We start from the raw sequence: 19,159 nt of genomic DNA on the forward strand, positions 1-19,159 counted from the left end.
GTATTTTTTTTCATGTTTTCAAATCGGAAACATGTATTTGGCCTGCTTTTTTGTCTGAAAAAGCTGAGTAGTTACCTTCTTTTCTTAAGTTGAATAGCGGCCATTAACCCTAATGTTGCGTTTGCCACCGTTGTAACAGCGCCCCTGTTCTGAAAAAATTCCGACATAATTGTTTCTTCAAAACGTTGATTTATAGGTCCATAATTCGTATATATGTGAGATGTATCTATTTCCTTCAATTCGTCCAAATACTCAATTACAGGTACAGTTGAAGCACGCAAAAAAGGAATATTCTCCATATCTATCTATTCCTTCCTATCATTTTCGGACAATATAGAGCGTATCTGTTTCAGATAATCCAAATTTCCTAGCACTTTTCATTCCTTTTCTTTCAGCTACGTTATATAATTCCACCTTAAACCCTGCATTCATTAATCGTTGAATGAATCCCGATTGATTATAAATTCTCACATGATCTTCTTGACCAAAAGCTAATTTTCTCAATTGTGGTGTTACAATTAATTTATTTTCTATAATAGAATCTACATTCATTACGATTGGTACTTGAATAATTCCCCATCCATTTGGCTTTAATACTCTATATAACTCTCGCATTGCTTTGTCATCGTCAAGAACGTGTTCTAATACATGGCTACATAAAATTACATCAAAAGTATTACTATCATATGTAATGCTTGTAACGTCAATTTCCTTCATTAATGGATCCTTTGGTTCTATATCCCCACATACATACGTAATATTTTTATACTCGTTAAACCAATCTCTTAACTTCTCTTCAGGTGCAATATGAAGCATAGTGTATTCTCTACTTAACAAGTCCGTTTCCATTTCAATGTACGCACGATACAACCTTTCACGATCCATTGAACTACAAACTGGGCATATCCCTGTATCTTTATTCCACATCTCAAATTTATATTTCGGAAAATCATAATGTGCTGGCCAAGGTGAAAATTTTTCAAATTGCTGATTGCAATATTGACAATAACAAGATTCTTTCTCAAACATATGAGCGACTAGCTTGTTTAACCCTTTTTTTATCTTTTCATTATAAATTTGATCTAGTTCCCCATTTCTTACCGCATCCTTAACTATAAATCCCGCATTTTCTAAACAATAAGATAAACTCTCTTTATAATCTCTCTCAGAACTTAAAAATCCACTATTATATCCATCTATAATTAATTCAATCCACTCTTCAATTGTCATTAAAATAAAATGTATTTGTTTTTGATTTTGTCCACTATGTTGTCTAAAATAACTAAGAGGTTCTTGTATATAAACTACTTTTCCTTTCCTCATCATATCTAGCCAAGTTGCAATGTCATTAATAGAAGAATACGCCTTTCCTTTAAAATACCCAAACTTCCCTTCAAACAAATCTCGATTAAACAGAACAGTTGTCGGCTCACCAACTATATTTTTTAAATTTTTTAATATGTAATTTCCTAATTCTTTTCCTTCAAAAAGTGTAGTTTCTTTCGCAATTTTCATATTCAATGTTGAGGGTGGTAATATCTCTCCATTCTCATCAATCAGTTCACGATATGACGTCACAAATGAAATATTTTCTAACGTCAAAAAGTATTTCATCATTCTATCGATCTTTTCATGATGAAATAAGTCATCATCTAATAAAAAGTTTATATAATCCCCGTTCGCAAGTTCTATACACTTATTAAAGTTTTCAGCAACTAACGGAGTTTCATTTTTAGCATATGTAATACACTCATATTCACGTAAATACGGTTGAATCATAGCATTAACTTCATTATTTGTACTGTCGTCAGAAATAATAATTTCAATATTTTCATATGTTTGATTCAGTGCGCTATTGAGCGCTAATTCCAAGTAATAAGGTCTATTGTACGCGGGAATAAGTATACTTACTTTTGGTAAAGGAGAATTATTATTTATATGTTGTTTTTTCTTTTCTATGTTTATTTTCTTTCTCCTAATTTTTTGATAATAGTCTAATGTATACAATATCGATGATGGAACTATCCTTCTTGCATAATCTAGAAAATTTGTTATCGCTTTGTCTAATTCTTTTTCGTCGGATAAGAAACCATATTTTTTTCCTGCTATAATACTATGTGAAAAATCTTCTAACCCATCCATCATTTTATTAGATTCATTTAACTGTTGATCTGGATGTAATCGAAAGTAACTAAGTGTCTCTGCTATATATACTGCTTTTCCTTTACTTAATAAAGATAACCATGAAGCTATATCTACGTTACATAGATACCGCCTCTTATCAAAAATCCCATACGGTTCTTGTAAATCATTTTTACGAAATAAAACTGTTGTCGGTTCTCCGATATAATTTTTTTGATCCACAATTACCCTATTTGCTAATTCTGTTCCCTCTATAATCGTATCCTTTTCAAATAAACGGACAGTTGAATAAATATGTCGTAGTTCTTGCCCTTTATCATCAATTACTTGGCGATGAGATGTTACAAGCTTAATTTCATTATCTATATCATTCAAAAAATACTTCATCATTTTTTCAATTTTATTCACGTGAAATATATCATCATCCATTAAAAAGTTTACATACTCACCGTTCGTTTCATTAAATAACATTAGCGCATTTTCAAATTGTCCGAGAGTTGACCTGTTTTTTATATAAATAATATTTGAATGATTACATAAGTATTTTTGTAACACCTTTTCTGTTTCGTCATTCGTACTATCATCTCCAACTATAATTTCTATATTAGGATACGTTTGTTCTAACACACTACATAATGCCTTTTCAAAGTAGCGAGGTCGATTATACGTAGGAATTAACACACTTACCAACGGAAGTTGATCTACCACCTCTACAGTTCTTTCAATATGAGTTCTCATTTTACTCTCTCACCTCTTCGCATATTATTTGTATACGCGATGCAAAAATCACATTACTTTAACTGTATGGAGCCTATATACTTTTATGCAAATATGAATCGAAATATCATACTTTTCGTTCCTGAATAAACATATTTAATAACGCGGACATTTTATTTGCACCTTTTTTATTCATATGATCACTATCATAAAAATCTTCATCACAAAATAATGGTGAATCAAATAGATCTATGATTTGAAAAGAATATTGTGCTTGAAAATCATTTATAACTTTATAAAAATCTTCTTTTAATTTCTTACTACTACAATTGAAATAATGTGAAGTAACAGGGAAGACAACAATTAGTGGCTTTATATCATTTTTTAACAGTAATTCTAAATATGTTTTAAAAATCGTTTTATTTTCAACTAAAGTATGAGGATACGACAATTTAGCATGTGAAGCTGCTCTCATTTTCCCATGTTCTTCAAAAGGAATATGAAGGGGAGTAGTATTCCATTCAGCATTTATCCAAGGTAGTATCAATGATTCATCTTTTAGTTCGTCTAATAAAATATATTCAAAATGCAAAGTAAAAATAGAAAAAAGTTGTTTCGGACTATCTAGATGTGAGAATCCATCAGTGGGTAGAGGAGAATGAACTACAGTATGATGACCATCTTGAAACAATGGATAATATACTTTGTGAATTCTATATGCTTCAGATGATAACGACATGTCAAAGTAAAAAGAGAAATAGGCTATTCCTATCAAACAATATTGAAATGAATGATCGTTTGATAGAAGTTGTGACGCTATTAAATAATCATAGTATAGATCTTGCGATGGAAGTGTTAATTTTATTGACTTTTTTGAGAGGAGCTCCGTACTTATGCCACAATGCGGATAAGACAAACCGGTAGCAAACAATTCATATGTGGGATCACTCTTTACTTTTTTCATAGACATGTATAAAAACATAAGATCCGGATTTATTTGATATATAGAAATTAATTTATTCCTCCATTCATACATGTATTTTGTTAAATTAATAATTTTTTTACTTTGCACGCCCTTGTTTATCAATTCATTTGTAAGTTTTTCTGCGTCCACTCTCCAAATGACTATATATTGAAAAGAATTTTCTATACGAACAATAGTTGAAACGTCTACAACATGAACTATTGTTTTACATTTATTTTTGTCTAATGCATTTTGAATCCTTACCCCTGATACTTCATCACTTAAAACAATAATTTTATACTGCTCCTTCATGTATATCCCCCTCCATTATATGTATAATATGAAATTCATTTTTCATTCATAATGATCATATACATCTGCAATCCAACATTAAAAAAGAATAGAATATTCATTTCAAAACAAAAATAGCTCCACCATTTGGCGTAGCTATTTTTACAATTATTACTTATTCAAACTATATTCCTTTATCTAACTCATAAAGCTTTCGATACTTCTCGTTTTCTTTCAGAAGTTGTTCATGACTGCCTTGCATCACAATTTGACCACGATCAAGGAATATAACTTCATCTACATGTTCAATTCCTACAAGGTGGTGTGTAATCCAAATAACAGTCTTTTCTTCTGTTGCAGAAAACATTGTTTCTATTAAAGATAGTTCTGTCTTTGGATCTAAGCCGATCGTAGGTTCATCAAGTACAATAATTGGAGCCTCTTGCATTAGCGTTCTAGCAAAAGCAACCCGTTGTCTTTCTCCACCAGAAAACCTTTTTCCCATTTCATGCATTTTTGTTTGCAATCCATCTGGAAGAGAAGCTATATGCGAAGCTAATTGTGCTTTCTCTAAAGCTGTCCATATCTCTTCATCCGTAGCCTCTGGTTTACCGATTCGCACATTATTTCCAATTGTCGTATCGAATAAATGCGGCTTTTGATTCAATACAGAAATATATTTTGATAAAAGATTCGTATGAGCATGTTCACTATTCAATAAAACTTCACCATGTAACGGGCTTAGCGCACCTGCTAACAATTTTAACAAAGTAGATTTTCCTGTTCCACTTCTTCCTAAAATGGCGATTTTCTTTCCTGCCTTTATTTGCAGTGATACTTCTTTCAATACAAATTCATTACTATCTGGGTAACTATACGATACATTATTTAATTCAATGTCTATATATTTTGATGCAACATAATCTTTATCCTCATGTAATTCCTTTTCATCCTGTAAAACATCATTAGCTTCTACTTTATTTAGACGATGAGCAGATTCTACATATGATGGAATTCGATCGATAGCATCTGAAAGTGGAATTAACGCATTTGTCACAGATAACGTCATTAAGACGAAAGCCGCAATAACGGTAGATGCAATCTGTTCACTTGCTGCCTCATTTCCAGTCCATATGATCATTGAAATAACTACGATTCCCACTACTAATTGAATGATACTGTCCCGAATATGATTCCAGCGCTTCATTCTTTTTTCCGTTTTTAACAACTGAGCATTTTGCTCTACATACTTATCAATGAATTCATCTTTTCTACCACTTGCTTGCCAATCAGATAACCCAAAAACAGCGTCTGTTAGTTGTTGATACAAACGGCTTCTTCCTTGCTTTAAAGTAACATGATGTTGCTTCATTAAAAGTAATGATACAAACGGAAGAAGAAAAACGATAATAGCCAACATACATGCTGCAATAAGTGCAAATACTACGTCAAATGCTCCGATAACAAGTATGAATATGCTATATACAACTAACGCTAATAGACTAGGAAATATTGTACGTAAATATAGGTTTTGCAAATGCTCTATATCTTCGGATAATATACCTAACATATCGCCCGTTTGAAATCGTGAGCGGAAAAATAACGCCTGCGGTTCTACTATTCTGTATAGTTTCGTTCTCATCTTTTCTAATATGCGTAGTACGACATCGTGTCCAACTAAACGCTCTAAATAATGAAATACCGCTTGTCCTATACTAAACGCACGTGTTGCAACAATAGGAACATATACAGCCATTACATTTTCTGGTCTAAGAGCAGATTTAGAGATTAAATAACCTGAAATGAAAAGTAACATCGCACCTGAACTAACTCCAAGAAGACCAAGGAAAATAGTTACAGTCATTCTACCTTTATTTTGCTGTATATAAGGTTTAATCCAGTTACTCATCTCTATCCCCTCTCTTTCCTTTGAAAATGTAATGCCTCATTCTTTAAAAGTTCTTCATACGTGCCGCTTTTTATCATTTCCCCTTTATTTAAAATAAGAATATGATCCATCTGTTTCATCCAGTGAAGACGATGTGTTGCAAGAAATACTAGCTTACCTTCAAACAGACGTAACATCGCTTGCTTTATTTCAAATTCAGTTTCAATATCAAGATGTGCTGTAGGCTCGTCTAATAAAATAATTGGCTTTTTGCTTAAAAGTGCACGCGCCATAGCGACACGTTGTTCTTGCCCGCCACTAAGCATACGTCCACCTTCTCCAATTCTTTCATACATCCCGTTCGGAAGCGATGTAACGAGTGAACGAAGACCAACTTCATTAATAACTCTTTCCACTTCTGCATCAGTTGTATTTGTTTCATAGAAACAAATGTTATCTTTTAATGAAAGCGGGAAAATATAAGGTTGCTGCGGAATATAAGCAATATTCTTTTGCCAATCTTCTCGAGTAGACCCGTCAATTTTCACACCATTTATTATCAGCTTTCCACCCGAAGGAGTTAAAAATCCTGCTAATACGTCAATTAACGTCGATTTCCCTGCCCCACTTTCACCAATTACACCTATAGCGCCGGTGCCTTTCCAAGTAAAATCAATTCCCTCTAATATAGCTTTTTCAGATTCATTATTCTTTACTTTTACATCTTGTAATTTCAAGTTACTAGAGGCATTCCATATTAAACCTACATTAGATTCTTTCGTTCCTATTTCTTTTTGTTGCTGTAAAATCTCTTCTATTTGCTCCATTGCAAGTTGTCCATCTAACGTAGCATGATAATTCGCTCCAACTTGTTTAATTGGCAGAAAATATTCCGGAGCTAAAATTAAAATCGTAAGGGCTGGCAATAGTACAATTGTCCCATCTATTAAACGTATCCCTAATCCGACCGCCACAAATGCAATGGATAAGCTCGTAAAGAAATCTAATGCAAAAGAAGAAAGAAAAGCAACTCGCAAAGTACGCATCGTTGCTTTTCTATACCTTTTACTTACTTTTTCAATCTTTCCTTCGTGTTGTTTACTTTTCCCTAAATACTTTAATGTTTCTAATCCTTTTAACGTATCTACAAAATGATTAGAAAGTACTCGATATGTTTCATATTGGCTATCTGCCATTTTCTGCGCTGCTAATCCTAGTAGGATCATAAATGTAATTACGATAGGAATCGTTACAACTAAAATGATTCCAGACTCAATATCTAACGTAAAAACATATAGTACAATTAGTCCCGGTACGATACTACTTCTAATCATTTTAGGAATTGTTAATTCAATATATGTTTTAAATTTCTCAATACCTTCAATCGATAAGGTAACCAGATGACCTGTTCCAGCAGTTTGAACATACCGTGGACCTAATGTGAAATACGCCTCTATTAATTGTTTTCGCAGTAGCGATCCTGTTTTTTCAGCGAAACGTTCCACTAATATTTGCGAAATTCGAACTAGCATATGACGTACTGCAAACGTGATTCCAAAATAAACCGTTTCATTTAACACAGATTGCACTGTTTCTCCTTGAAATAAAAACGTAATAGCCCGTGCTAAAAACACTGTTTGCCCAATAATACTTATAGCTTCTAAAATGCTAATGATTGTTAACACTACATATAAAACTCGGCTACCAGGATACGACGGAAGTCCTCTTTTTCTTTTCATTAGTACTCCAAATCTTTATCTGACTTAACAGGTTGTCTAAACACATAGAAACTCCATATTTGACTTCCCAAAACAAATGGCAATATAGCAATTGAAAAATACGTCATCAGTTTTAGTGCATAATCTCCCGATGCTGCATTATAAATCGTTAAATCGTATATTGACCCTAACGAGCTAATTAAGACACGTGGGAACATGCCGGCAAACACACTCGCACTTAGTAAAATGATTGTTAAACTCGTCATAACGAAAGCCCAACCATCTCTTCTTCTTTTATTTAATAATGTTGACGCACATAATGCTACAAAAGCTCCAATCGGAACCATAATCCACTCTGTACCATGACCAGTGAAAATATCTGTTTTCCATAACCCTACACCGGCAAAAATAAGAAGTGCTATAATTGCAAGCGGTGCAATTTTCAACGCAGCAATACGTGCACGTTCTCTTAACTTACCAGTTGTACGTATAGTAAGGAATTGCAATCCGTGAACAATACATAGCAGAAGGAACATAACTCCTCCAAGTAATGCAAATGGATGAAGTAATGGTAAGAATCCACCTACAGCATTTTTCGTTTCATCAATTGGAATACCTACCATAAAGTTAGCAATTGCAACTCCCCAAAGAACAGGCGGTAGTAAACTTCCTAAAAACATACCCCAATCCCAAAAACCTTTCCATTTATGATTGTCTATTTTCGCACGGAATTTAAAGGAAACCCCTCTTATAATTAAAGCAAGAAGCATAAATACAAACGGAATGTAAAACCCGCTAAATAAAGTTGCATACCAGTGCGGGAATGCCGCGAACATAGCTCCACCAGCACAAACAAGCCATACTTCATTCGCGTGCCAAAATGGGCCAATTGTATTTAAGTAAATTCTTTTCTCTAAATCGTTTTCCCCTAAAAACCTTGAAACTATACCTACACCGAAATCGAAACCTTCAAGTACAAAGAAGCCTACGAATAAAACTGCAATAATGATAAACCACAACTCATTAAGAGATAACATACTCTTCCTCCTTATCAAATGGATCATGGCTTTGAGAATCCTGTTTCGCTTTCTTATTCTCATGTCCTTTAATAATACGAACGAATAAGTAAATAGTGATTCCACCTATAATTAAATATAGTGATGTGAATGAAACTAAAGAGAATAATACTTCTCCGAACGTAACATTTGGAGATACAGCATCTTCCGTTTTCATAACACCGAAAACTACCCAAGGCTGACGTCCCATTTCAGTCATAATCCATCCTACTGTATTACCGATAAACGGTAGTGCAATTGCATACACCATTAATTTTAAATACCAAGTTTTTTCAGCTAAACGATCTTTTCTTGATAAGAACCATCCGTATGCTCCTAGAAGAAGCATAAATGTTCCACTCATTACCATCGCTCTAAAACTCCAGAACATAGTGTGTACTGGCGGTATATAATCTCCAGGCCCATATTTTTCTTCATATTGTTTTTGAATTTGATTCATCCCTTCTACTTGACCACTAAATTTATCAAATGATAATAGACTTAGCATATAAGGGATTTGAATTTCAAACGAATTTTCTTGCTTCTCTGCATCAATTTTCGCAAATACTGTAAATGGCGCTGGATCCTCACTCGTATTCCATAACGCTTCAGCTGCTGCCATTTTCATTGGATGCGTCTTAATTAATTGTTGTGCTTGCGCATGACCAAAGAATAATACTAACGCCGTTGTAAGTGTTCCAACAATGATAGAAATGCGGAACGATTTTTTAAACACTTCAGTTTCTTGAGCTTTCGTTATTTTCCATGCACTCACACCCGCAATAAAGAATGCACCAGTTGCAATCGCAGCTGTAATTGTATGCGGGAATTGTACCCATAATTGTGGGTTTTGAATAATCGCTAAGAAATCATTCATCTGTGCACGTCCATCTGCTGCCATTTCATATCCTACTGGCGATTGCATAAATGCACTTGCAGTTAAAATCCAAAATGCTGATAACATTGTTCCAATTGAAAGGAGCCAAATACATAACAAGTGAATTCGCTTCGGTAATTTGTCCTCACCGAATACCCATAAACCTAAGAATGTAGACTCTATGAAAAATGCTAATAAGCCTTCAATTGCAAGTGATGGACCAAACACATCACCTACGAAACGTGAATATGTTGACCAGTTCATGCCAAACTGGAATTCTTGTAAAATACCAGTTACTACACCTACCGCAAAGTTAACTAGGAATATTTGTGTCCAAAACTTCGTCATCTTCTTATAAATTTCTTGTCCCTTTACCACGTATAACGTTTGCATTAACGCAATGATAAAAGCTAAACCAATAGACAGCGGAACAAAAAAGTAATGGAAAATCGTTGTTGATGCGAATTGTATTCGTGCCAATTCGAGCGTTTCCATACTACAATCACTTCCTTCATAATTTTTTATATCGTAATTTCAATTGAGTTGTATGAATAAAACAACTCAAATCTTAGAAATATAGAAAGATAAATTTGTTTATGTACTTTTAGAAAATATAATTTTTCAGTTTTCAAGATAATTACAAAAAAACTTTCTCATAAAATTTACCTTTTCACTATTTCAGTAGTGTTTTATCCGTTAATCGAATTGTATAATATACCTGCATAGTAAATTCAGCTGATTTTTGACGTATTATTGACATCATTTTGTCTGAAATATGTCTTTTGTCATTTTTTTGAATTAGATTTTTTTCATTACTAAAATGTATTTTTCAAATATAAGAATTACTTTCGTATCAATAAAACAATCATTTCCCTCTACATACACTTGACTTTTTTATGAAAAAATGTCCTCTTTACCAATGAGGAAATCAGTTATTTTTTTGTCAAGAGAAAAATGCATCTCTAAAATTCAAACACAAAATAATGTTATTCAAAAATAGAAAATACCCGCCCTCTTTCTAGACTAAAAATTCATTTTTTTGTCATTTTTTCAAACAAAATTAATACATAAAAAAATACCGAGAATCGATTAGACTCTCGGTATTTTTCAAATTATTTTGCTGTATGTTTTCTAACAGCCGGTAAAATTTCAGTAGCAATTAATTCGATATTTTTCTCAATTTTATTAAGTGGCACACCACCAAAATCAATTTGTGCCATAAAACGTTGTTGTCCAAACAATTCATATTGGTAAAGCATTTTTTCAATAATTTGTTGCGGGCTACCAACCATTAATGCGTCACGATAATCTACTGCATTTGTAAATTGTTGCTTCGGATCCCCACCACCACGCAGTGTAAGCATACCAGCATTAATATGAGGATAGTATTCACTAAACGCATCTTGTGAATTTTTTGCTGTATAAAATAAACTCGTTGTTGCAACTGGCAAACTTGCTGGATTAAATCCACTTTGCGCCGCAGCCTCACGATAAGCATCTACTGCTCCTTTAAAGTTAATAGCTGGACCACCTAGTGTTGTTATCATCATTGGTACACCCGCACGTCCTGCTTTAATCGCACTAGCTGGTGGGCCACCAACTGCACGCCAAATTGGTAAGTTATTATTTTTAGCTCTCGGAATAACCGATGCATGTGCAAGCGGCGCTCTGAACTGTCCGTTCCATGTTACATGTTCCTCTTTATTAATTTTTAATAAAAGTTCCATCTTCTCTTCAAATAGCTCTTCATAATCATTCACGTCATAACCAAGTAAACTATATCCCCCAATACGAGATCCACGACCAGCCACGATTTCTGCACGTCCATTAGAAATTAAGTCAATTGTAGCAAAATCCTCATACACTCGTACCGGATCAGATGTACTTACTATCGTTGCTGAACTTGCAATTTTTATATTTTTCGTAGCTTGTGCAATAGCTCCTAAAATAACTGTATGAGCTTGCGTTGTAAAATGCGTTTGATGACTTTCACCGACAGCAAATACATCAAGTCCAGATTCATCCGCTAACTTTGCTGTTTCAATTAATTCATGAATTCTTTGTTCTGCACTAATTTTCTCTCCGTTATGTGGATTTAAAACATGATCCCCAATTGAATATAATCCAAACTCTATTCCTTTACTTGTATCCATACGGTATTTTTCCATAGTTGCTCTCTCCTTTAATTCAGTCGTATTCATTTTCTTCAATCACCCATCACTTGATTAGTCAATTGATAGTGAAAAAAAAATTACTCTTGCGGCAATTCTTTTTTTTCACTATGCTTATGAACTTTCGTCATCAGCTCGTATAATATTTTCTGCTCTTCTTCATTTAATACATCATCAAAAAACGATGATTGAAATGCAAGTTGCTCTGGCAACGCTCTCTCTAAAGCTGCTTCCCCTTGCTCTGTAAGACTAATTGTTTTCGTTTTCCAATCTTGTTTTCGTACAATATATCCTTCTTTTTCAAGACGAGTTAACATTCGAGAAATACCGCCTTGTGTAACAGTTACCTTTTCAGCTAACTCCATTTGTGTGAGTGGCTGATACGTACGTATTTGCAAAAGCACATCAAATTGAGCTGTCGTTAAATCAAACCGTTTTAAAAACTCATTTGACATCTGATTACTTTGGTTCGTAAATCGTATTAAACGTAACCATATTAATGACCCTATCGTATTATCACGCATATTTGATCACTTCCTATCGTGAATCTTACTATCACTTTACCACTCAAGTGATAGTAATGCAAGAAATAATTACATTTTTTATATAACTCAACTTACTTGTACTTAACTAAAGGCATCAATCGTGTAGTATTAGGTCTACTTGCCATTCTCTACATCTCCATAAAAAAAGGATTAAGCTCCAACGCCAATCCTTATCATGCATTTATTTTTCGTTTTCAAAACAGTATATTTGAAATTCACACCATCTAATCTATTATTTTCTTTTATCGTACCGTAAATTCATTTGAGCATACCGTCTTCATGTAAAACCTGTATAAGTTTGCATAAAAGGCCCTTGTTTACACCAATCGGACTTTTACGGGATAAATCATTTAAGCTCTACTTTTACTTCCTCTTTAGACATAACATCAGGTCTATAAATTAATTCAAGATTAGAATCACCTTTTTTCGCTTCAAATGTTATAGCTCCTGTTAACTTACCGTTTGGATCTACATCTTTAATTTTAAAAATATTTTTATTGCTAGTTGAAAATGTATGGTCCACAATACTTCCATCGCCTCTTTCAAGGTAAAAATCCAATGGGTTAATTCTAACTTTTTGATGACCAATATTCTCTACTGTAACATGAACAATAACAAACTCATTACCTTTTTCCAGCTTATCATATTCTGCCGCTTGTGCTATTTGTACTTTATGGACTGTTAATTTTTGATTTCTAATTTCAGTAGTTTTTTCAACATTATATTCTCTTGTATCTTCATTCTTCGTATTTTCTTTTTTGGCACTACTTTGCTCTTCCTTAGTATCATTTGATACAGTTTTAGCTACTTCTTTCTTCTCATCACATGCCGATAAACTGAAAGCTAACGTCCCTGCTAAAGTGACTGTCGCGATTTTTTTAAACATAAATTCCCTTCCCCCAATGTGAAAATGATAAAAATCCCCAAAAACTATATACTATACTAACAGATAAACGAACATTATATTGTCGCTATGTGTCGAATGTAGTAAGGCTATGTATAAGTATGAAGTCTTACTTTGCTTCATCTCTCAACTGTTCGACATATGATAAAATCTTAACAATAGATATCTACCTTACTTACGAACTCTTTCTTCCCATAACTATGAGTATCATAAAGTTTTAAATAAGAAAAAATTCAAATAAAATGATAAAATTAAACAAAGCACTAGTATAAAGGTGGGCAGAACATGCATATTTCTAAACAATTTATAAAACCATTTCACACAAATTTTACGAAAGCAGATACATTAGGATTCAATGTCATTAATGGAAAATATAAATTTGAAGCGGATTGGAATTATTTCGAAATCGAACAAAATAATTCTGACATAATAGAACAAGCCTACGAGAGTAATGAAAGAAATTATCAAATCCGTAAAGATTATTTTCAACGTAATCAAAAAATTTATCCTTATTCTAGCTTTGGAAAAGAATTTACATCTGTAGAAGTATTAGAACGAGAGTTTGCCGAAAAACAAACAAATGGCTGGGGATTAAATTATCCCGTGGTAAATGGTATCCTAAATGATGTTCGTTTTATGACAGAAGAAGGTAAAGAATTATTAGAAGACTGCGATAACGAAGACGAAATTTTTGACTTTACGAATCTTCTATATGTACCAAAAGATGAATATGGACATCCATTTACATATGTTGGATTTGTTACAGGATATTATTTTCAAGCTTATGGTGCCGATCGTATTTACTTATTCTTTAATAAAGAATTAAGAAAAGCAGTAATTTGTTTTGAATATACATAAGATAATTAAGAAAAGTCCATTTTGAACATTATTACTTGACTCAAAATGGATTTTTTATAAATAATTTATTTATATTTCAATTCCTCATCTACTGTGAAATGTGTAAAACCTCATATATTGTAATATCCTCCATCTCTTCAATTTCAGGCTTTACTTCATAAAATTCAAACTGACTATATCCCCACTTATCTGGGTTATACACTATTACATTCCCTTTACAATTTTCTGTATTCTGGACATTCTTATTAAAAATATTAAATTGAGTCCCAATCAATGAATTCTTTTGAGAAATACTTCCCACATATTCAACAACATACTTACATTTCTTAAAATCACCACTTAGATTAACAACTAATGGAACACCTATATTTATTTGTTGCCACCCAAAAGATTGTAAAATATTATCGTAATACCCTTCAAAGATAAATTTGTTCATTCCTTCATGACCATTCCAAATATATAAAGGTGCATAACAGTTATAGAAATTCCCTTCCATACCTACCTCAGTAATTAAATATGCTTTGAAATTCAATTCTTGAAAACCATCCGTTTTATGCCCATTATCCTTTACCCTTTTTTTAATAATCTCCATGTCATAATCCTTTGGCAAAATGACTTTATATTGCATTCCAATCATGTTTATCACTCACTTTCTATCTTATATACACAATGATAAACCGGTGATTGACTAACGTAAAATAGGTATAAATTATGTTTGTTATCATTTATAATGATACCGTATAAGGGGCTGTGATAAATGGAAATAAATGATCTTATTATATTCAAAACTGTAGCTAGTGAAGGTTCTATTAGTAAAGCTGCTAAAGAGTTAGGATATGTTCAGCCAAACGTAACTGAGCGAATCAAAAAATTAGAACAAGAATTAGAAACTCCTTTACTACATAGAGATAACAAAGGCGTTTCCTTGTTACCTTCTGGTGACATTTTATTAGGCTACACGAATCAAATATTAACTTTAGTAGAAGAAGCGAAAGATAAAATTAAAACGAGTGGTTCTTCTTATATAATCGCGACGTCACAATCTATTTTGACTAATTATGTAAGTAAGCGTATTAAAGAAAATTTCAGGAATTATCAAATATATGTAGAAAATAGTAGTCATTTACAAAAATTACTGCAACAACAAAAAGTTGATATGGTCATCACTTATGAGGATGATCCCGACGCAGCTTTTAAAAAAGTATTTACTACTTCAATTTCTATAGGCTTATTAAAAACGAAAGAAACACGTACCATTGACTATTCGCAGGAACTCTTCTTCGTTAGTAATGACAAAAAGTGCCCCTTTAGAAATAAGACGATACAATTTCTAAAAGAAAATCATTTATCTCAGCGTCAACTTCAACAATTAGATTCTTATTCGCTTATGGAAGAGTTTATTCAGGACGGAAAAGGAATAGCCTTTTTGCCGATTAGAAATGATACATTGGTACCAATTGAAAATGTTCCAATCGAGAAATTAGCTGTTCATTTTTTTACAAATGAAAACTCTTTAAAACAAATCCCTGATGAACTATTTGATTAATAGAATAGCTATAAACTAATTACATACACCAATAAAAATCCCTACTTTACGAATTTAAAAGAGGGATTTTCATATTCTATACAATTGATTTTTCACACATTTTGCTCCACTTCTGCACTTTTCTCCTTCTTACTCTGTTTCACATTCTTCAGTCTCTTAATCGTGCCAACTAATCCTTTCGGAAAAACTAGCAAGACGATAATGTACAATAAACCAAGAATAATTGTCCATCTTTCAAAAATCGGATACGCTGTGGCTAGTTCTGATAAATAATATTTCAGTGATTCAATAATTCCAGCTCCAGCAATTGCTCCAATTAACGTTCCAACGCCTCCAATCATTGTCATCAATAATGCATTTAATGTCATTTCAATTGAAAATACAGTCGTATTAACAAAGCGTAGTGTGATAACAAATAAACCACCGCTAATCGTAGCAACTACTCCTGCAACAATACTAGCAATAATTTTATAATGAAGAACTTTATATCCTAATGCTTCCACACGTTGCTCATTTTGTGAAATTGCCTTTAATACTTTTCCAATAGAAGATTTTGTGAAAAGACGTAACAGAATAAAAATGACAATTAAACATATAAGTGTTACATAATAAAACGTAAAACGATCACGGAATAAGTCTGGTACACCAAATGTAAAACCGTCCCCTCCGTGAGTGAGTCCACGCCATTTTTCAGCAAGTACGAAAAACAACTGTGAAATAGCAAGTGTTAACATTGCATAAAAATGACTTTTCAGCCGTAACGAAAGCAAACCGATTATATAACTAACAATTGCTGAAATGATAATTGCAGCTACTATCCCTATTAAAAAGTTCGTTATGGATACTCCTTGCCGATCAAATAAAAGTGCTACCCCATACGCTCCTATTCCAAAGAACATACAATGGCCGAACGATACAATTCCTGTATACCCAAGCAATACATCAAAACTCATTGCAAAAATAGCAAAGATGAAGATTTGAGTGAACAAAATTAACAAGCTCCGTGAATCATTTACGAATGGAAATACACTTAAACAAATGAGCATAAATACTCCGAAGTATACTTTAATTCGATTTGATGTGCTGTTCACCATTTCACCCCTTTTCACTAACAAGTCCATTTGGCTTCACTATTAAGAAAAATAGTAACATTAACATATTGATTGCAAGTGATAAATCCGGTATAAAATACGCTGTAAAAGCACCCGCTAATCCGACAATTAAAGATGCGATTGCTGAACCTTGTACGCTTCCTAATCCTCCAATGATTACTACTATGAAAGCTAAAATCGCATACTGCATACCCATCTCGGCGAAAATAACTCCTGAATACGGTGCTAATAAGAAGCCTCCCAACGCTGCCATCCCTGCTCCTAATAAAAAGACGAAAGAAAATATCGCTTTTACGTTAATACCGAGCGCTTGAACCATTTCTTTATCCATTACACCTGCACGGATCATTAGACCTATCTTTGTTTTTTTAAGCAATAATAGTAAGGAAATATAAATGATGATCCCAATTAAAATTACGAATAGACGATATTTAATTAATATAATACCTTCAAATGTATAACTACCTTGTAACCATAACGGTAATTTAGCACCAATTGGATTTGGCCCCCAAAATACTTTAATACATTCACTAAGTACAAGCATTCCTCCAAGCGTCACAAGAAGCTGGCGAACATGATTTCCATATACCGGTCTAATAAGGAATCTTTCTAAAATGAATCCAAGAAACATCCCCATAGCAATTGCTCCAATTAACGCTAATACATAACTACCTGTCATATTAAATATCCAAACACCTGTAAACGCTCCCCAGGCAAATAAACCACCATGTACGAAGTTTAGAACGCTCATTAAACCGAAAATAAGTGAAAGTCCTGATGCTAATAAAAAAATGAGCATCCCTGTTGAAATCCCATTTACAAATAAATTGATTAACACATCCATCCTTCTCACCTCGGATTCATGTTAAGAGATTCCTAAATATTTGTGACACATTTCCTTATCCTCTTTTAATTCATGCATAAAACCTTTATGAACAATTCTTCCGTTATCCATAATATAAAAGTAATCACCAATTTGACTAGCCATCATAAAGTTTTGTTCAACGAGTAAAACTGTTGTTTTCTCCTTCATTTTCAAAATGGCTATCATTAATTTTTCTATCATAATAGGGGACAAGCCTTTACTCGGCTCATCAATAAGTAATAAACCATCACTATTAATAAATGCTCTTGAAATTGCTAGCATTTGTTTTTGTCCTCCGCTTAAGAGTCCACTTTTTTTGTGCCAAAACTGCTTTAAATCTGGAAATAGTTCAAGCATCCACTCAATTTTCTCTTCTGCTTCTTCTCCCTTACCCCTAGCAAGAGCGAATGTTTCTTCTACTGTCAGATCGTGAAAAATACCTTGATTTTCTGGTACATAACCTATTCCTTTCCTTGAAATTAAATGTGTAGATAATCCATTTACTTGTGTACGATCATAATAAATTTCACCATGTGCGATATGGTGAAATCCCATAACCGAACGTAATGTCGTCGTCTTCCCTGCCCCATTTCTTCCAAACAGTACAGTAATCGTTCCTTTCTCAACAGCAAGAGATACCCCTTGTAAAATATGAAACTGATCTAAATACGTCTCTATATTATTCACTTGTAATAGTGCCACTATATAATCCCCCTAAATAAGCACTTTGTACACGCTCATCTTTCATCATTTCTTCAGGCAAACCTTCAGCCAATAACTCTCCATGGAACAAAACGATAAGATGGTCTGATAAACCTAGTACCATATCCATCTTGTGTTCAATTAGTACAATTGTACTCTCTGGATGTTTCTTAATATTTTCAATCACTTGTAAAATAGCCGGTACTTCCTCAACTGATATACCTGCCGTCGGCTCATCAAGTAGTAATACATCCGTTTTTAAAGCTAGTAACATCGCAAGCTCTAACTTTCGTTTTTCCCCATGTGCTAAATCTTTCGCTAATACATGTTCTTTCTCGTGAAGTAAGACTGTTTTTAAGAAACGTCTCGCCTCTCCCACTTGTTGCTTAAATTTTGCCGAACTCGGAAAAAAACTATAGTAATCTTGAACAAATGATTGAACACTTAAACGAACATTTTCAAGTACCGTTAACTCTGGGAATATATTTGTAAGCTGAAAAGAACGGCCGATTCCTAATCGAGTTCGATCCGAAATTGATAATTTTGTAATCTCTCGTCCTTTAAAATATACTTCACCCTTTGTTGGAGAAATTTGTCCACTTAGTAAATTAAATAACGTTGTCTTTCCTGCACCATTTGGTCCAATAATGGAAATAAGCTTTCCTTTTTGTACCGTTACATTCACATCCTTAATAACATGATGCTCGCCAAAAGATACGCTAAGATTTTTCGTTTCTAGCAAATGTGTCACGAAATCCCTCCCTTTAAAGCTTTAAGTATGAAAGAAATACGTATAAAGAGGGC

15 protein-coding genes and 2 pseudogenes are annotated in these 19,159 nt (G+C 33.3%); 2 read left to right on the forward strand and 15 right to left on the reverse strand.

The window, feature by feature from the left end; genetic code table 11:
- Positions 1-74: 74 nt before the first annotated feature.
- From JDS99_RS22195 to JDS99_RS22240, 10 genes and pseudogenes are all read right to left on the reverse strand, one after another.
- Positions 75-299, reverse strand: a pseudogene (locus tag JDS99_RS22195) (DegT/DnrJ/EryC1/StrS family aminotransferase); the annotation flags it as partial.
- A 19-nt stretch (positions 300-318) separates the two neighbouring features.
- Positions 319-2,880, reverse strand: coding sequence for a glycosyltransferase (locus JDS99_RS22200; protein WP_199695714.1), 2,562 nt, complete (start codon positions 2,878-2,880; stop codon positions 319-321).
- 106 nt (positions 2,881-2,986) lie between these two features.
- Entirely contained in the window at positions 2,987-4,135 is a 1,149-nt protein-coding gene (locus JDS99_RS22205; protein ID WP_199695715.1) for a hypothetical protein, read from the reverse strand.
- 163 nt (positions 4,136-4,298) lie between these two features.
- Positions 4,299-6,023 carry a thiol reductant ABC exporter subunit CydC gene (gene cydC, locus JDS99_RS22210; RefSeq protein WP_199695716.1) on the reverse strand — a complete coding sequence of 575 codons (1,725 nt, stop codon included), beginning with the start codon at positions 6,021-6,023 and terminating at the stop codon, positions 4,299-4,301.
- 2 nt (positions 6,024-6,025) lie between these two features.
- Entirely contained in the window at positions 6,026-7,741 is a 1,716-nt protein-coding gene (gene cydD / locus JDS99_RS22215; protein ID WP_087982922.1) for a thiol reductant ABC exporter subunit CydD, read from the reverse strand.
- The gene (gene cydB / locus JDS99_RS22220; RefSeq protein WP_000950075.1) at positions 7,741-8,757 is read right to left on the reverse strand and encodes a cytochrome d ubiquinol oxidase subunit II; all 1,017 of its coding nucleotides are present in this window, start codon (positions 8,755-8,757) and stop codon (positions 7,741-7,743) included. The genes cydD and cydB overlap by 1 nt, the downstream gene beginning before the upstream one ends.
- Positions 8,744-10,147, reverse strand: a complete 1,404-nt coding sequence (gene cydA / locus JDS99_RS22225) for a cytochrome ubiquinol oxidase subunit I (RefSeq protein ID WP_000448888.1) — start codon at positions 10,145-10,147, stop codon at positions 8,744-8,746. The genes cydB and cydA overlap by 14 nt, the downstream gene beginning before the upstream one ends.
- Before the next feature lie 617 nt (positions 10,148-10,764).
- Positions 10,765-11,820, reverse strand: a complete 1,056-nt coding sequence (locus JDS99_RS22230; RefSeq protein WP_199695717.1) for an LLM class flavin-dependent oxidoreductase — start codon at positions 11,818-11,820, stop codon at positions 10,765-10,767.
- A gap of 83 nt (positions 11,821-11,903) precedes the next feature.
- The gene (locus JDS99_RS22235) at positions 11,904-12,347 is read right to left on the reverse strand and encodes a MarR family winged helix-turn-helix transcriptional regulator (RefSeq protein ID WP_001205523.1); all 444 of its coding nucleotides are present in this window, start codon (positions 12,345-12,347) and stop codon (positions 11,904-11,906) included.
- 367 nt (positions 12,348-12,714) lie between these two features.
- Entirely contained in the window at positions 12,715-13,254 is a 540-nt protein-coding gene (locus tag JDS99_RS22240; protein ID WP_199695718.1) for a DUF4352 domain-containing protein, read from the reverse strand.
- Between the two features lie 321 nt (positions 13,255-13,575).
- On the opposite strand from JDS99_RS22240, the pseudogene JDS99_RS22245 reads away from it, so the two are divergent.
- Positions 13,576-14,130: pseudogene (locus JDS99_RS22245) on the forward strand (siderophore biosynthesis protein); the annotation flags it as partial.
- An 88-nt stretch (positions 14,131-14,218) separates the two neighbouring features.
- Here the strand turns inward: JDS99_RS22245 and JDS99_RS22250 are convergent.
- The gene (locus JDS99_RS22250) at positions 14,219-14,767 is read right to left on the reverse strand and encodes a DUF4865 family protein (protein WP_088063056.1); all 549 of its coding nucleotides are present in this window, start codon (positions 14,765-14,767) and stop codon (positions 14,219-14,221) included.
- 120 nt (positions 14,768-14,887) lie between these two features.
- On the opposite strand from JDS99_RS22250, the gene JDS99_RS22255 reads away from it, so the two are divergent.
- Positions 14,888-15,676 carry a LysR family transcriptional regulator gene (locus tag JDS99_RS22255; RefSeq protein ID WP_088063055.1) on the forward strand — a complete coding sequence of 263 codons (789 nt, stop codon included), beginning with the start codon at positions 14,888-14,890 and terminating at the stop codon, positions 15,674-15,676.
- A 92-nt stretch (positions 15,677-15,768) separates the two neighbouring features.
- On the opposite strand, the gene JDS99_RS22260 is transcribed toward JDS99_RS22255, so the two are convergent.
- Genes JDS99_RS22260 through JDS99_RS22275 form a run of 4 tightly spaced genes read right to left on the reverse strand, consistent with a single transcriptional unit; the run spans position 15,769 to position 19,106 of the window.
- The gene (locus JDS99_RS22260; protein ID WP_131933559.1) at positions 15,769-16,722 is read right to left on the reverse strand and encodes a branched-chain amino acid ABC transporter permease; all 954 of its coding nucleotides are present in this window, start codon (positions 16,720-16,722) and stop codon (positions 15,769-15,771) included.
- Positions 16,723-16,771: 49 nt separating this feature from the next.
- Positions 16,772-17,632, reverse strand: coding sequence for a branched-chain amino acid ABC transporter permease (locus tag JDS99_RS22265; RefSeq protein WP_199695719.1), 861 nt, complete (start codon positions 17,630-17,632; stop codon positions 16,772-16,774).
- Between the two features lie 21 nt (positions 17,633-17,653).
- Complete coding sequence (locus JDS99_RS22270; RefSeq protein ID WP_088063052.1) at positions 17,654-18,355, reverse strand: branched-chain amino acid ABC transporter ATP-binding protein; 702 nt, start codon at positions 18,353-18,355, stop codon at positions 17,654-17,656.
- Positions 18,333-19,106, reverse strand: coding sequence for an ABC transporter ATP-binding protein (locus tag JDS99_RS22275; protein WP_137012957.1), 774 nt, complete (start codon positions 19,104-19,106; stop codon positions 18,333-18,335). Before JDS99_RS22275 ends, JDS99_RS22270 begins: the two co-directional genes overlap by 23 nt.
- Positions 19,107-19,159 lie beyond the last annotated feature (53 nt).

Origin of the sequence: Bacillus cereus group sp. N6, from assembly GCF_016483705.1 — a bacterium.
Taxonomy (GTDB): Bacteria; Bacillota; Bacilli; order Bacillales; family Bacillaceae_G; genus Bacillus_A; species Bacillus_A wiedmannii.

What these genes read in the sequence shown, in the direction of transcription:
- JDS99_RS22200 (WP_199695714.1), bottom strand. Translation starts at nt 2,880, where the DNA reads ATGAGAACTCATATTGAAAGAACTGTAGAGGTGGTAGATCAACTTCCG.
- JDS99_RS22205 (WP_199695715.1), bottom strand. Translation starts at nt 4,135, where the DNA reads ATGAAGGAGCAGTATAAAATTATTGTTTTAAGTGATGAAGTATCAGGG.
- cydC (WP_199695716.1), bottom strand. Translation starts at nt 6,023, where the DNA reads ATGAGTAACTGGATTAAACCTTATATACAGCAAAATAAAGGTAGAATG.
- cydD (WP_087982922.1), bottom strand. Translation starts at nt 7,741, where the DNA reads ATGAAAAGAAAAAGAGGACTTCCGTCGTATCCTGGTAGCCGAGTTTTA.
- cydB (WP_000950075.1), bottom strand. Translation starts at nt 8,757, where the DNA reads ATGTTATCTCTTAATGAGTTGTGGTTTATCATTATTGCAGTTTTATTC.
- cydA (WP_000448888.1), bottom strand. Translation starts at nt 10,147, where the DNA reads ATGGAAACGCTCGAATTGGCACGAATACAATTCGCATCAACAACGATT.
- JDS99_RS22230 (WP_199695717.1), bottom strand. Translation starts at nt 11,820, where the DNA reads ATGGAAAAATACCGTATGGATACAAGTAAAGGAATAGAGTTTGGATTA.
- JDS99_RS22235 (WP_001205523.1), bottom strand. Translation starts at nt 12,347, where the DNA reads ATGCGTGATAATACGATAGGGTCATTAATATGGTTACGTTTAATACGA.
- JDS99_RS22240 (WP_199695718.1), bottom strand. Translation starts at nt 13,254, where the DNA reads ATGTTTAAAAAAATCGCGACAGTCACTTTAGCAGGGACGTTAGCTTTC.
- JDS99_RS22250 (WP_088063056.1), bottom strand. Translation starts at nt 14,767, where the DNA reads ATGATTGGAATGCAATATAAAGTCATTTTGCCAAAGGATTATGACATG.
- JDS99_RS22255 (WP_088063055.1), top strand. Translation starts at nt 14,888, where the DNA reads ATGGAAATAAATGATCTTATTATATTCAAAACTGTAGCTAGTGAAGGT.
- JDS99_RS22260 (WP_131933559.1), bottom strand. Translation starts at nt 16,722, where the DNA reads ATGCTCATTTGTTTAAGTGTATTTCCATTCGTAAATGATTCACGGAGC.
- JDS99_RS22265 (WP_199695719.1), bottom strand. Translation starts at nt 17,632, where the DNA reads ATGGATGTGTTAATCAATTTATTTGTAAATGGGATTTCAACAGGGATG.